General features: G+C 60.8%; 11 protein-coding genes. 5 read left to right on the forward strand and 6 right to left on the reverse strand.

Annotated features, from left to right (window positions below):
* Window positions 1-12: 12 nt before the first annotated feature.
* Window positions 13-828 carry an endonuclease/exonuclease/phosphatase family protein gene (locus tag AB8B31_RS30240; protein ID WP_168277750.1) on the forward strand — a complete coding sequence of 272 codons (816 nt, stop codon included), beginning with the start codon at window positions 13-15 and terminating at the stop codon, window positions 826-828.
* Between the two features lie 255 nt (window positions 829-1083).
* Here AB8B31_RS30240 and AB8B31_RS30245 read toward each other — a convergent pair whose 3' ends face one another.
* The gene (locus AB8B31_RS30245) at window positions 1084-1992 is read right to left on the reverse strand and encodes a nucleotidyltransferase and HEPN domain-containing protein (RefSeq protein ID WP_439007636.1); all 909 of its coding nucleotides are present in this window, start codon (window positions 1990-1992) and stop codon (window positions 1084-1086) included.
* On the reverse strand, window positions 1989-2564 hold the full coding sequence (locus AB8B31_RS30250; protein WP_246791090.1) for a WGR domain-containing protein: 576 nt from the start codon (window positions 2562-2564) through the stop codon (window positions 1989-1991). The genes AB8B31_RS30245 and AB8B31_RS30250 overlap by 4 nt, the downstream gene beginning before the upstream one ends.
* 446 nt (window positions 2565-3010) lie before the next feature.
* Between AB8B31_RS30250 and AB8B31_RS30255 the strand changes: the two genes are divergently transcribed.
* A complete protein-coding gene (locus tag AB8B31_RS30255) occupies window positions 3011-3334 on the forward strand; it encodes a DUF736 domain-containing protein (protein WP_168277746.1) in 324 nt (107 codons plus the stop codon).
* Between the two features lie 337 nt (window positions 3335-3671).
* On the forward strand, window positions 3672-3839 hold the full coding sequence (locus AB8B31_RS30260) for a hypothetical protein (protein ID WP_164903098.1): 168 nt from the start codon (window positions 3672-3674) through the stop codon (window positions 3837-3839).
* Window positions 3840-4159: 320 nt separating this feature from the next.
* On the opposite strand, the gene AB8B31_RS30265 is transcribed toward AB8B31_RS30260, so the two are convergent.
* The gene (locus AB8B31_RS30265; RefSeq protein WP_165505704.1) at window positions 4160-4327 is read right to left on the reverse strand and encodes a hypothetical protein; all 168 of its coding nucleotides are present in this window, start codon (window positions 4325-4327) and stop codon (window positions 4160-4162) included.
* Between the two features lie 649 nt (window positions 4328-4976).
* On the opposite strand from AB8B31_RS30265, the gene traA reads away from it, so the two are divergent.
* Both traA and AB8B31_RS30275 read left to right on the forward strand, forming a co-directional pair.
* Window positions 4977-9593 carry a Ti-type conjugative transfer relaxase TraA gene (gene traA, locus AB8B31_RS30270; protein ID WP_439007637.1) on the forward strand — a complete coding sequence of 1539 codons (4617 nt, stop codon included), beginning with the start codon at window positions 4977-4979 and terminating at the stop codon, window positions 9591-9593.
* Window positions 9594-9985: 392 nt separating this feature from the next.
* Window positions 9986-10876 (forward strand): LysR substrate-binding domain-containing protein, encoded by an 891-nt coding sequence (locus AB8B31_RS30275; RefSeq protein ID WP_168279251.1) that lies wholly within the window; start codon window positions 9986-9988, stop codon window positions 10874-10876.
* A 73-nt stretch (window positions 10877-10949) separates the two neighbouring features.
* Here AB8B31_RS30275 and AB8B31_RS30280 read toward each other — a convergent pair whose 3' ends face one another.
* From AB8B31_RS30280 to AB8B31_RS30290, 3 genes are all read right to left on the reverse strand, one after another.
* Complete coding sequence (locus AB8B31_RS30280) at window positions 10950-11333, reverse strand: putative quinol monooxygenase (protein ID WP_222285956.1); 384 nt, start codon at window positions 11331-11333, stop codon at window positions 10950-10952.
* Between the two features lie 205 nt (window positions 11334-11538).
* Window positions 11539-12504, reverse strand: coding sequence for an AraC family transcriptional regulator (locus tag AB8B31_RS30285; RefSeq protein ID WP_168279247.1), 966 nt, complete (start codon window positions 12502-12504; stop codon window positions 11539-11541).
* A 169-nt stretch (window positions 12505-12673) separates the two neighbouring features.
* Window positions 12674-13774 carry a heparin lyase I family protein gene (locus tag AB8B31_RS30290; RefSeq protein ID WP_168279245.1) on the reverse strand — a complete coding sequence of 367 codons (1101 nt, stop codon included), beginning with the start codon at window positions 13772-13774 and terminating at the stop codon, window positions 12674-12676.
* Window positions 13775-13906 lie beyond the last annotated feature (132 nt).

Here is a 13906-nt window from a genome sequence, read left to right on the forward strand (position 1 = left end):
GTGCGCCTGCCGATGCACGCCAGAAAAGACAGCCTTCCCGCCAGCATTCTCGCCTCGATCAGGAGCAGGAAAAAGCGGCTCGACGCAGCCTATGCCGAGGCAAGGCCGCGCAGTGCGGGAACGCTCATCGCCTCCTACAACGTGCATAAGTGCATCGGCACCGACCGCCGCTTCGATCCGGAGCGCACCAGCCGGGTGATCCATGAAATCGGCGCCGACGTGATCGCGCTGCAGGAGGCTGATACGCGCTTCGGCGAACGCACCGGCATTCTCGATCTCGGCCGGTTGGAGCGGGAGACGGGGCTGATCCCGGTGCCGGTCGCCGGCATGGCGAAGGCGCATGGCTGGCACGGCAATGTCGTGCTCTTCAAGAAGGGGCTGGTGCATGACGTGCATCAGGTCAAGCTGCCGGGACTGGAGCCGCGCGGCGCGCTGGTAGCCGAGATCGAGCTCGAGCAGGGCGGAGTGCTGCGCATCATCGCCGCGCATTTCGGATTGCTGCGCCATAGCAGGGCCCAGCAGGCTCGCACCCTGGTCGAACTCATCAACGACAGGCACGAGATGCCGACCATCCTGCTCGGCGACCTCAACGAATGGCGGCTCGGCGACCGTTCTTCACTCAACACCTTCCAATCCGCCTTCGGACCGCTGCCGCCGGCCGTGCCGAGTTTCCCCGCCGGCCTGCCGCTCCTGGCCCTCGACCGGATCATCGCCAACCGCAAGGGGATCATTTCGCAGGTGGAAGCGCATGATACGCCACTGGCGCGCATCGCCTCCGATCACCTGCCGATCAAGGCGCTGGTCGATCTGGAGCCAATAACTGGTTAGAACTGGACAAAACTCGCCTTACTTTCGCCCGCGAGATGGTAAGGTTCGATGGGCCGTGCCCCGCTCAAGCTATTCAGTTCTACGTCGGCGGCTGCTCCGAAGGTTTCGGAGTCCGAGCCAAGCCATGCCGATGAACTTTAGCACCGATAACGATCCTAATCAGGTCGCCCACGGTTTGGGCTGTGATCCCCTCTCATGGATCAACGAATGGACCGGCTCGGCCTCTATGGGCGAGAGCTCCGTTTGGCGACCGCGCTAACCGCTATTCCGCTCAAGCAGTTCCAGGTGCTCGCGGCACACCATTTTCACCAGCTCGAGAAGCACTGTCGTTCGCTCGTGAAGCCAACCTAACGCCTCCTCGCTGATCTCGTAATGTTTCGAATAGCGCGCCTTCACATATGCCTCGTTCAACGTGTTGAACCACGCGCGTTCCTTGTGCTGATCACGCGGAAAGGCTTCGGCCAGACGACGGTCCTGCTCCTCGGCGAGTGAGCGCAGGAACTTGATGTTGTGCGATGGCGGGCCGTAATTGGTCAGAGTGAGCAGAACGCAGGAATAGGCTTGTTCGAGGGATTGATGAGTTTGGAAGGCGGCTTCCTTGCCTCGACCTTGGCTAAGCGCATACCGTGCAGTATCAAGAAATCCGTCCGCGGTAGGATAGCGTTCCTCAAAGTGCTCGTTTGCGACGCGAAGCTGATCTACCGGCGAGAGCGGCTGCGGTTCCGTAAGCGGCTCATCGTCGAGCTCATATAGGACGATACCTTCCTTGCGGATATCGGAGAAGAAATACTGCCCTTCCTTGAGATAGGTGTTCACCTCCCGCCTCGAGTGGACGATGAAGCTCACCGGCGTTTCGATCGAGGCTTCGTGGATCAGCCGGTCTGCCGCCTTGTGCCAATATTCGGCAAACTCGCAGAGCTTGCGGTTGTTGACGATGATCAAGAGATCGAAATCCGACCGATAACCTTTCATGGTGAAAGGTTCATCGACCCATCCGCCCTTGGCGTAGGAGCCGAAGAGGATGATCTTCAAGATCCTGCCGCGCTTCTTGAAATCGGCCGTGCCTTCCTTCAGCGCATCCTCGAACTCCTCGTGGAGGATTTCGAGGACCCGGCCTATTTCTCGCTGCTTGCGAAGCGGCATATGATCGAGCGACGACTTCATGAGCAATCGATAGGCGAAAGATCCTGCACCGTCCAGCCGCAGATTTCACATTGTACGACCCTAGGTTCGCGTCGGAATAAGTGCACTTTAGTCGGCCCTGCCGACGCAGGCTTAAGGTTCGCCGAGGCACTGGGGCTGCCCTGGTTTACTCTCAGGAATTTCCAGGCCCGCTGGGAGCATATCGTCCGGACAGGGCTCCATTCCGCCGGCGTCGCCGTCGCCGTAGCTACGAAACCTGCTGAAGCAGTCTTCGCACCTTTCGGCGTGACGATCTCCTGGGCGCAGCGTGGTGCATCGTCGTACCGATAGCTCCGACGTAGCTTGCGGCCGATCACGCGCTCAAAGGCAGTATCAGCCTCTTCGGGCATATCGTACAGTTCCACAATTAGCCGGCCATCGGTACCGATCTGGCCCCAATTGCGCACGAGAGAGCTGCCTCCGAGCAACGTCGGCTGGATCGACAGACGATAGAAACGCGCCATATTTCGGGACGGATCGATCCGATAGAGCAGCATAATGTCAGCCGTTGTATCCATGATCGGATCATGCGCGCTCACCAATTGGCCGTCCAACGAGTTTCCTGAATCGGTCGTGGCGGATCGATTCATGTTCTTGATGCACGCTACCGCCTGACGGTTTCTTCAACACCCGGTGAAGAGCTCTTGCCGACGATGGCGATGAGAGAACCGATCTTACCGATCGCAGCCGGCTGTTGCGCGCGAGATGGCTTGCTGCCCGACGCAGATACGCGGAAGGAAGACCCATCCAGCTCGTGTGGACATCCGGGGCAGGGCTCCCGCACGAGACGGCAATCGGATAGCCATGGATTGCTGTCTCCGTTTACGGTCGCTGTTCAGGACCATTCCCGTTCTCCATGTCGCCTTTCTAAGGGACCGGCCGCCATCAGCGTCAACCCGCAAGGGGTTCCCCTGCGCTGGCGCTCCGGTGACGCCTGCGGCTCGGCCCCTTCTTCGGGCGCCATCGGGAATGGTCCCGAGCAACCGAAGGAGACAATATCATGGCCACCACGATCGCAACCCTGACGCAGAAGACCGACGGCAGCCTCGAAGGCATCTTCGCCACCATCCGGGTCAACGCCCCGATCGCCATCGTCCCGAACGCCAGCAAGGCGAACGATGAAGCACCCGACTACCGCATCATCCACCGTAAGACCGGCTTCGAGATCGGCGCGGGCTGGAACCGCATCGCTCGCCTGACCGGCGAGGAATACCTCTCGGTCAAGCTGGAGGCTCCGGAGATCGGCGTAATCTTCGGCAATGTCGCACAAGCCCCCGGCGGCGAGCCGAACCGCAAGGTTATCCTCTGGAACAGCCCCGCCTGAGGCCTACAGGCCGGCCCCGAAAGCGGGGCCGGCTCCGACCGTGTCTCTGCCGCGAGCCTTGTTGTTGTTCGAGCCGTCAAGGGCGTCGAGCCCATTGACGGCTATTCTGGTGCCATACGGAGAGGGAAAGTCTGCTCAGTCGATCCGAGGGTGCCATGGCGGCATAAAGGCCTCAAGCACTTCGTGGTTCCCCCAATTTTGCCTCCGCTGCGGTTCCCTACACTCCGACAAAATCGGCTCCCCCACTCGCCGGCTCCGCCGGTCGCTGACGCGATCCTTGACCCTCCATCCCGCCATGACCGGGACGCTCGTCTTTCACAACGTCAAGGAGACGACAATGACCATTTGCATCGACGAAGTCATCGAGCTGCTGCGCGCCGAACTCGGGAATGCCGATCCTGTCGAGCGCCGGCAGATCGAGAGCGAACTCGAACTGGCACTGGCCGAGCGGGAAATCATCGAGGCCGAACAGGATGGCCGCATCGACGTCGAGCCTCCGTTCTGACGGAGGCTCATCGCCGTGTCCATGAGCCTGACCGGCCAGATCGACCGGCCGCCAGGCTGTCAGGGGTTTCCACCCCTCGACACTCCCGCCACCTCGCGCCGGATAGGGTCGCGTTCCCTTCAGGGACGCGGGTCTCTTCTCTCTCTGGCGTCCTATTCTACTCCAGCAAATCCGGCGTCAAGGACGGCCCGGGCTCCCGCATTTTTCCGCAGCTGCGCTTCTTAGAAAAATGGGTTCTCCCGCTTGCGAGCCGCGTCCGCGGTCCTTGACCCTCTCTGCAACGGAGTGGCCAATCTCCGCCATCAACGAAGGATGTCACATTATGACAACCGATCTAAGCCTGATGCCCTATACCAAGCTTGCTGCTTCGGCTCGTCGTCTCTGAAACCGCTTCGCAAGAGCTTCACGATCATCCAGCCGGCGAGAAAGAGATCAGGCGCTTCAGCATCAATCTGCTGGACGGTCTCGAGATCGATTTCGATACGCATGAATATTGCGTCAACTGCGGCGACTGAATCACCACGCTGACCGCGGACACTGGCGTCGTCGTCGAAGTCAACAAAGGGCATCCGGGAGCAAACCGGAATTCCGGTTGATGCCGCCCGTGTCGTTTATGGCCGAGGAGCAGTTGATGACAAGCTGCCATAAGCAGCGTCCCGACTCCTGGCGCTTCCCCTCCAGACCGTGGTGTGCTCGACTGCCGGTGCAGTTAGCCTTCCGGCTAGACCCAAGCAAAACCATCAGTATCTTTTTGCCAGACGTAGTCCGCTCATGCGTAGCGATCGACTAAGATCCTGGGTGATGATCTGCTCGACCCAATATTTTCGACTGGGTAGTCGTGCGGCCCGATCAGCGGTCGACGCTGCAATCTGACGCGCCCGCTTTCCCGCGTTCGACCGTTTCGGTTGCCCCAGCCTAGATGGCGCGAGAAGCCTTCACCCTGACCATGGAAGACCTCACCATCCTACTGTTCCTTTTGTTTTCGATGAGCGATGCCAGCCAACATACTAACTAGAATAAAGTAGTAAAATACGTTAACCTGCAGCGGCAAAAGCGGCATCGGCCCTGCGTTCCGATTGGTTTGAGGGCGCAATATACGTCGCTGTCGCGACGTGCTCGGGCGAGGTGGAGACGACAGTGGCGATCATGTTCGTCAGAGCACAGGTGATCGGCAGGGGCGCGGGACGCAGCGTCGTCTCGGCCGCCGCCTATCGCCATCGCGCCCGGATGATGGACGAACAGGCCGGCACATCGTTCAGCTATCGCGGCGGAGCTTCCGAACTGGTGCATGAGGAGCTGGCCCTTCCGGACCAAATACCGGCCTGGCTGCGGTCGGCGATTTCTGGTCAATCCGTCGCCAAGGCGAGCGAAGCGCTGTGGAATGCCGTCGATGCTTTCGAGAAACGCGCTGACGCGCAGCTGGCGCGCGAGTTGATCATCGCGTTGCCGGAAGAGCTGACGCGGGCTGAGAACATCGCGCTGGTGCGGGAGTTCGTGCTCGACAATCTGACTGCGAAAGGGATGGTCGCCGATTGGGTCTATCACGACAAGGACGGCAACCCGCATATCCATCTGATGACGACGCTCAGGCCGCTGGCGGAGGAGGGCTTCGGGCCAAAGAAGGTTCCTGTCCGTGGCGAGGACGGAAAACCGCTGCGGGTCGTCACGCCGGATCGCCCGAATGGCAAGGTCGTCTACAAGCTCTGGGCTGGCGACAAGGAAACCATGAAGGGATGGAAGATCGCCTGGGCGGAGACGGCCAGCCGGCACCTGGCGCTTGCCGGTCACGAGATCCGGCTCGATGGCCGCTCCTATGCCGAACAGGGGCTTGATGGCATCGCGCAAAGACATCTCGGTCCGGAGAAGGCAGCACTCTCCCGCAGGGACGCGGAGATGTATTTTGCTCCAGCCGACCTTGCCCGTCGCCAGGATATGGCCGACCGGCTGCTTGCCGATCCTGCGCTCCTGCTGAAGCAGTTGAGCAATGAACGCTCCACCTTCGATGAGCGCGATATCGCCAAGGCGCTGCATCGCACTGTCGACGATCCCGCGGACTTCGCCAATATCCGCGCGCGACTGATGGCGTCGGACGATCTCATCATGCTGAAACCGCAGCAGATCGATGCCGAAATGGGAAAGGCGAGCGAACCCGCCGTCTTCACCACGCGGGAGATGCTGCGCATCGAATATGACATGGGGCGGTCGGCGCGGGTTTTGGCGGAGCGCCGCGGTTTTACCGTTTCCGATCGGGTGGTTGCAGCGGCGATCAGGCAGGTCGAAACGCAGGATCCGGACACGTCATTCCGGCTCGATCCGGAACAGGTGGACGCCATCCACCATATCACCCGCGACAAAGGTATCGCCGCCGTGGTCGGCCTTGCCGGCGCCGGCAAGTCGACCTTGCTTGCCGCTGCACGCGTTGCCTGGGAGAGCGATGGTCGCCGGGTGATCGGTGCTGCCCTTGCCGGGAAAGCCGCCGAAGGGCTGGAAGACAGTTCCGGCATCAGGTCGCGGACACTCGCCGCCTGGGAACTCGCCTGGGCCAGCGGACGCGAATTGCTCGAACGTGGCAATGTGCTCGTCATCGACGAGGCCGGCATGGTGTCGTCGCAGCAGATGGCCCGCCTGCTTGACATCGCCGAGCAAGCCGAGGCGAAGGTCGTGCTGGTTGGTGACGCGATGCAGCTGCAGCCGATCCAGGCGGGGGCGGCATTCCGGGCGATCACTGAGCGGATCGGTTTTGCCGAACTTGCCGGTGTGCGCCGCCAGCGCCAGCCATGGGCGCGCGAGGCGTCGCGGCTTTTTGCGCGCGGCGAGACCGGGAAAGGTCTCGATGCCTATGCCCAGCAGGGGCATCTGATCGAGGCAGGGACACGGGCGGAAACGATCGATCGGATCGTCGCCGATTGGAGCCAAGCGCGCAAACAGGCAATCCAGAACTCAACCACGGCAGGCAATGACGGTCGTCTTCGTGGTGACGAACTGCTGGTGCTCGCCCACACCAACGAGGACGTCAAGTATCTGAACGAGGCGCTGCGATCGGTGATGGTGGGAGAGGGCGCACTTGGTGAGGACCGCGCTTTCCGGACCGAGCGCGGCGCGCGGGCATTTGCTGCCGGCGACCGCATCATCTTCCTGGAGAATGCCCGCTTCGTTGAACCGCGCGCAACTCGTCTCGGCCCGCAACATGTGAAGAACGGCATGCTCGGCACGGTCGTTTCCACCGGCGACAAACGTGGCGACGCAGTGCTTTCGGTCCGTCTCGACAGTGGCCGTGATGTCGTCATCAGCGAGAGCAGCTATCGCAATGTCGATCATGGCTACGCCGCGACCATTCACAAGTCTCAAGGCGCCACTGTCGAGCGAACCTTCGTGCTCGCCACCGGCATGATGGACCAGCACCTGACCTATGTGTCGATGACGAGACACAGAGACCGCGTCGATCTCTATGCGGCGAAGGACGATTTTGAAGCGAAGCCGGAATGGGGACGAAAGCCGCATGTCGATCATGCTGCCGGCGTCACCGGCGCGCTCGTGGAAACAGGACAAGCCAAGTTCCGGCCGAATGACGAGGATGCCGACGACAGTCCCTATGCCGATGTCAAGACGGATGACGGCACCCTCCATCGTCTATGGGGCGTCAGCCTGCCGAAGGCGCTCGAGGAGGGTGGCGTCTCAGAAGGCGATACCGTCATGTTGCGCAAGGACGGCGTCGAGCGGGTGACGATCAAGGTTGCCATCGTCGACGAACAAACCGGCCAGAAGCGGTTCGAGGAAAGAGAGGTCGACCGCAACGTCTGGACCGCCAGGCGGATCGAAACCGCCGCAGAACGTCAGCAACGGATCGAGCGGGAAAGCCATCGACCGGATGTGTTCAAGCAGCTGGTAGAGCGCCTGTCGCGTTCCGGCGCCAAGACGACGACGCTCGATTTTGAAAGCGAGGCCGGTTATCGCGCCCATGCCGACGACTTCGCGCGCCGCCGTGGTCTCGATCACCTTTCGCTTGCCGCAGCCGGGGTGGAGGAAAGCCTTTCCCGGCGGTGGGCCGGGATTGCCGAGAGGCGCGAGCAGCTGGCGAAGCTGTGGGAGCGGGCAAGCGTTGCGCTCGGCTTCACGATCGAGCGGGAACGGCGCATCGCCTACAACGAGGAACGGGCTGAACCCCAAACCGTCTTGGAGGCGGATGTTGCTCGCGGCCGATATCTGATCCCACCCACCACGGGCTTTGCCAGGAGTGCCGAGGAAGATGCGCGGCTGGCACAACTTTCGTCTCCTGCCTGGAAGGAACGGGAAGCCATCCTCCGGCCGGTGCTGGAGAAGATCTATCGTGACCCGGATGCAGCCCTTGTCGCCTTGAACGCGCTTTCATCGGATACAAGCGTCGATCCGCGCAGGCTTGCCGATGATCTTGCCAAAGCACCCGAGCGGCTCGGCCGCCTGCGGGGTTCCGACCTGATCGTCGACGGTCGTGCGGCACGCGACGAACGAAACGCCGCGATCACTGCCTTGACGGACTTGCTGCCGCTCGTCCGCGCCCATGCCATCCAGTTCCGCCGGAATGCCGAACGCTTCGAAAGCCACGAGCAGCAACGCCGCGCCCATATGGCATTGCCGATCCCGGCGCTCTCCGAAAAGGCGATGGCACGTCTTACCGAGATCGAGGCGGTGCGCAGGCAAGGTGGTGACGACGCCTACAAGACCGCCTTTGCGCTTGCCGCCAAAGACCGCTCGATCGTCCAGGAGGTCAAGGCGGTCAGCGAGGCGCTGACCGCTCGCTTCGGCTGGCGCGCGTTTACCTCGAAGGCCGACGCGGTTGGCGAACGCAACATGGTCGAGCGTATGCCGGAAGACCTCGCCAGTATCAGAGGCGAGAAGCTGACCCGGCTGTTCGAGGCCGTGAAGCGCTTTGCCGACGAGCAGCATCTCGCCGAGCGGCGGGATCGTTCGAAGATTGTTGCCGGCGCCAGTGCCGATCAAGGGATGGAGAATGTCCCCATGCTTGCCGCCGTCACCGAGTTCAGGACCGCGATCGACGAGGAGGCGCGCTCGCGTGTGCTCTCAGATCCTCTCTATCGCCAGCAGCGAGCAGCGCTGGCGGCGGTGGCAAGCGCGATCTGGCGCGATCCGGTCGGCGCCGTCGGCAAGATCGAAGAGCTGCTTCAGAAAGGTTTTGCTGGCGAGCGCATCGCGGCCGCGGTGACCAACGATCCGGCCGCCTACGGCGCATTGCGCGGTTCCGATCGCCTGATGGACCGGGTGCTGGCCGCCGGCCGGGAGCGGAAAGAGGCGGTGCAGGCCGTGCCTGAAGCCGCCGCCCGTTTGCGATCGCTCGGTTCGGCCTACGTCAATGTGCTCGATGCCGAACGCCAGGCTATTGCCGAAGAGCGACGGCGCATGGCGGTTGCCGTTCCTGGCCTGTCGACGGCGGCGGAAGACGTGCTCCTGCGACTGACTGCCGAGGCGAAGAACAACGACCGCAAGCTGACGGCTTCCGCTGCCCCTCTCGATCCCAGCATTCGCCGGGAGTTCGCCGCCGTCAGCCGGGCACTCGACGAGCGCTTTGGTCGCAATGCCATCATTCGCGGCGAAAAGGATCTCATCAACCGTGTGCCACAAGCGCAGCGCAGCGCCTTCGAGGCGATGCAGGACAGGTTGAAGGTCCTGCAGCGGACGGTGCGCATGGAAAGCAGCGAACAGATCATCTCGGAACGGCGCCAGCGGGCTGCCAGTCGTGGCCGTGGCATCGAACTCTGAGACCAACCGAGGAGGGCTCCATAAGCTTAGTCTTGCTTCTTTTGCCTGTTCTTCTGAGGGCGCGACGGCAGTCAGATTGCGTCGCGCCCTCAGAAGGGCATTCGCTCCTGAACTACAAGCGGAGATTGTCCGATTGATGAGTAAATCTGGACGCGCGGCGGTAAACAGCTTGATCTGCTACCTCGGTTGTCGATTTCGCAGAAAATCACGGAGAAGGACGGGTCGTCAATCGTCGGCACTCGGCGGCTGAAACGTCACCAGCCGGATAACCGCCAATATGATCTCGAATATCCGCTTACGCATCGATATCTCTCCTTTGCGATCATATGCCGCCTCTTGCCTGGCGCCTTCAAACGAGCTTATCGTCGATCTCGAATGACTTGAGGTTATGGATGAAACGCGGACGCCTGCCACTGACGGCTTTGCGCACATTCGAGGTCGCCGGCCGTCTCGAAAACTTCACGCTGGCGGCGCAGGAGCTGTTCATCTCGCAGGCGGCGGTCAGCCGGCAGATCCGCGAGCTGGAGACGTTGCTGGGCGAGGCGCTCTTCGAGCGTCGCCATCGCGGCGTCCATCTGACCGCTTCCGGCAACAAGCTGCTGGCGATCTTGACGTTATCCTTCGACCGGATCGACGAATGCCTGGAAGAAATCCGCAGCCGACCGGCGACGGCGGCGGTGACGATCAGCGCGGAACCTTCCTTCGCGGCGTGCTGGCTCGTTTCCCGCCTGCCGGAGTTTCGGGAACTGCATCCCGAGATCGACGTGACGATCGACTCCGATCCGCGCCTCGTCGAGTTTCGCAGCGGCCGGGCCGAGATCGCCATCCGCCACAGCGCCAGCGTGACCGCCTGGCCGAGGACGGAGAGCGAACATCTCGCCGATGTCAGCATGATAGCGGTGGCAGCGTCCGCCTTGCTCGAGGCCGGGCCGGCAATCAAGCGGCCGGACGACATTCTGCGCCATACGCTGCTGCATGAGGAAAATCGGGACGTGTGGTCGCGCTGGTTCGAAGCGGCTGGCATGGCCATGCCGGAAACGGCGCGAGGACCGGTCTATGCCGATGGCGGACTGGTGATGCAGGCGGTCCTGCGCGGGCAGGGCATAGCGCTGATGGACGAGATCTTCGCCGAGGATGAGATCAAAGCGGGTCGGCTGCTTCGCCTCTTCGATCTCGCCATTCCTCTCGGCGCCTACTGGCTCGTCGCGCGCCGGTTCGACCGGCTGACCCCGCCCGCCTCGCTCTTCGTTCGCTGGATCAGGTCTCGGATCGAAGTGTCTTGAAGGCGGCCGCTAAAGCGCGTCGCGTCAACCGGATTCAGGCGACGCGCTTTACGTCTTTGATTTATGCATGTCGTTATTGGGCGACATGCATTATCGGCGAAGATCGGCTATCCCTGTGGTGCGACCGGGAAGTCCGACAGTTCATTTCCCGGCCGCCGTCGCATGACGGCGCTAGGCCTCCTGAAAACAGCGACTCACCGGCGGGCGCGAGGTGGGACATAACATGATCCCATCCGCCGGTCGCCACGATGGCCTCGACATGTGCTTGGTGTTCGACCCTCGATCCCCACGTCTCTATGAGCGAGATGGACGTTGGCTCGTCAACATTCCGAAGGATGCGAATATCCTCGCAGCCGGCGGTTCCCGGAAGCTCTGACTTCACTGCTGCAAGAAGCTCCAAAAATGCCGTCAGCCTATCGGGCTTTGCCTCGAATGCGATGGTCAGTAGTATGCTCATGTCGTTTCTCCAGTGGGTTTGTCTTCTGGATCGGTTCTCTCAAACCAACGACGATGAAGCCATGCCGAGAACGACGAAAGAGCTGCTCAATCCTGCGGAATATCTAAAGCGCGTCGCGATCTTTCAGATTCGCTCCTCGTGCTTTAAGTCTTTGTTTTTACGCATGTCGTTATCGCAAAACCGCCGCACACTTTTGGGGCATGCTCTAGCGCTCTTCATGAGGTACTGCGACGTGCTCTTTGAATGACTGCACGTAGGATGTTGGGCTGAGGCCGAATTGTCGCCGGAAATCACGTGAGAAATGGGACGTGCTGGCATAGCCTGTCTCTTCCGCGGCAATGCTCACCGGCAAGTCGCCTTCAAGCAGGAGCAGCCGAGCTTTTTCCAGGCGAATTCTCTTCAAATACTGAATGGGCGAGACACCGGTAATCTCACGAAAACGATGCGCGAAATGTGATCCGCTCATCGCAACCGACTCGGCCATCGCCTGGACTGTTGTTCCGGCATCGACGTTTTCTTCGATGAAGCGGATGGCTCGCAAGACACTTGTATGTTCACGCGTGATGGAAGCCCGCAAGAGGCTGGCAGCATCCGAACGCAGCAGCCGGAATGCAATTTCCCGCAGGTATAAGGGCACGAGCATGCGTCGCTCCAGCGGATTGTCGAGACATGTGAGTAACCTGCAGAGCGGCTCGGCGAAAGTTTCTTCAACCGGACCCATGAACACCGGTGGCGGTGGTTCAAGGGTGCCGTCTCGAAGTCCTCCCAGATCGGCAAGTTCGAGCAGGGTGGGACCAAGAATACCGGGGGAAAGTTGCAGTTTCAGTGCGATGTAAGGGGTATCCGGGCTGGCTTCAACGCTTGCCTGATAATGCGTGCTTCCATGCATCAAAAGGTAGTTTTTCGGATCGTTGACTTTGATATGATTGCCTATCCGAACGGTCTTTCGCCCGGACACCGCGACTGCGATATTCATCATCGAGGAATAGCTGCGGACATAGGAGATGGGCGAGTCCGTCCGGAAAACCCATATATCGGGTGATGGGGTAACGGTCTGTCCTGCGCATGTGGCGAGCGTACGCACTTGCTCCACGAGTTTGCCGACAGAGCCGGTCTTGATTTGCACAGGCTCCGGATTGGCAAATGATGACAAGAGAATTGTCTGCTCCATTCGTTCGCTGCGAAGTTATGATCTAAATAGATTCCCAAGATCGACAAGCATTTAAAAATGTCGGGCAGAGCCGAGACTTCTTCGCCCGGCCTCCGCCTGTTGTGCATTCATCTTGACGCATGAGGGGCTGAGCGATCGCGAACTCAGGATTGAAGAAGAGCGTATCACGTCAGCGGGCCGCGCAGATTTGACCCAGACCCGCTCGCGTCGAAGCCTGGGAGAATTCGTCGAATTGGAAATGGAACGTGCCGGGTATACGCAGCCTGTAGGTTCCAAACTTGAAATATGGACCGACCAGCGGCCGGGGATCGTTCTTCCTTAGCGTGGCGCCGATATTGCCTCTGACGGACACGATTTTCTGGCCATTCGCCCAGATATCGATCTCGCCGGGACGCCGCGGTCCGTACTCGTTGTCGGTGCGTCCTGGCTTGATGCGGTAGACCATGTCGACCCAGTCCTTGCGTGGATCCGGAAGCGAGCGGTTGTCTTCCGTTTCTATGTCGATATCGGCCCTGCCGATGTATTTTCCAGGTTCCGCCACAAAGGAAAGAGCGCTGAATTGCCCTACCAGGGCGGGGTCGCCTAGTCCGAGCGCCTGCGACAACTGCTGGGAGTCGGATGGCTGCGCCTCGGGTCCCAGACTGTCCATCAGGTTCTGCTTGAAGAACTGCTGCGAAAGGTCGGGCTGCGTTTTGGTGAAGAGGTCAAGAGACTGCAGTGAATTGATCGCGTTGACCGTCCGCTCGTCGCGGTGGAGATTTCCGAGCAAGGCTTGGGCCGAAAGCGAGGCATCCGGATCGCCTTCCGCCCTTGCGACCACGCGCCGGACGTTGTTGTCCTGCACGGTAATGTGGAAGACTCCGTTGTCAAACCGCTGAGCAATCATCGGGCTGCCGTCCCCCGGCCCCTTCCACTGACCAATCACTGAACGGGCGCTCCCTGTCGATGGTACGTCGCCCGTTATCTTGAAGCTGAAACCGTACCAGACCTCGTCACCGAAAACCGGCCAGGTTTTCTTAGTGGTTCTCAACTCGGCACGCTGGCAGTCGTCTTCGCATTCGAGACCGTTGTCGCCGTCCGTCGTGACGATGTCGATGGCAGCGCTTCCGCAGCGTCCGGGTTTCTGGAACTGGTATTGACGCGACAGAATCTGTTGCGTCGTCCAATTTGCCGTATTCAGCCTGTCTGAATCGAAGCTATCCTTGAGCCCTGCTGCGCAGGCGGCACCGCCAGAAAGAGCAATGACGAATGTCAGAAATGCACCTCGCATGCTGATCCCCGGTCAACGAGCCACGGCAAATTATTATCACATGCTCGAACCGATTGAAGTTCGGACAAGAAGGCTTTTTCAGGTCGCCCCAAAGGGCGTTCGGGACTGCGGTCGCATATTGTCGTGATTGGC

It is taken from the genome of Rhizobium sp. 62_C5_N11_2, assembly GCF_051811185.1.
Classification (GTDB): domain Bacteria; phylum Pseudomonadota; class Alphaproteobacteria; order Rhizobiales; family Rhizobiaceae; genus Rhizobium; species Rhizobium leguminosarum.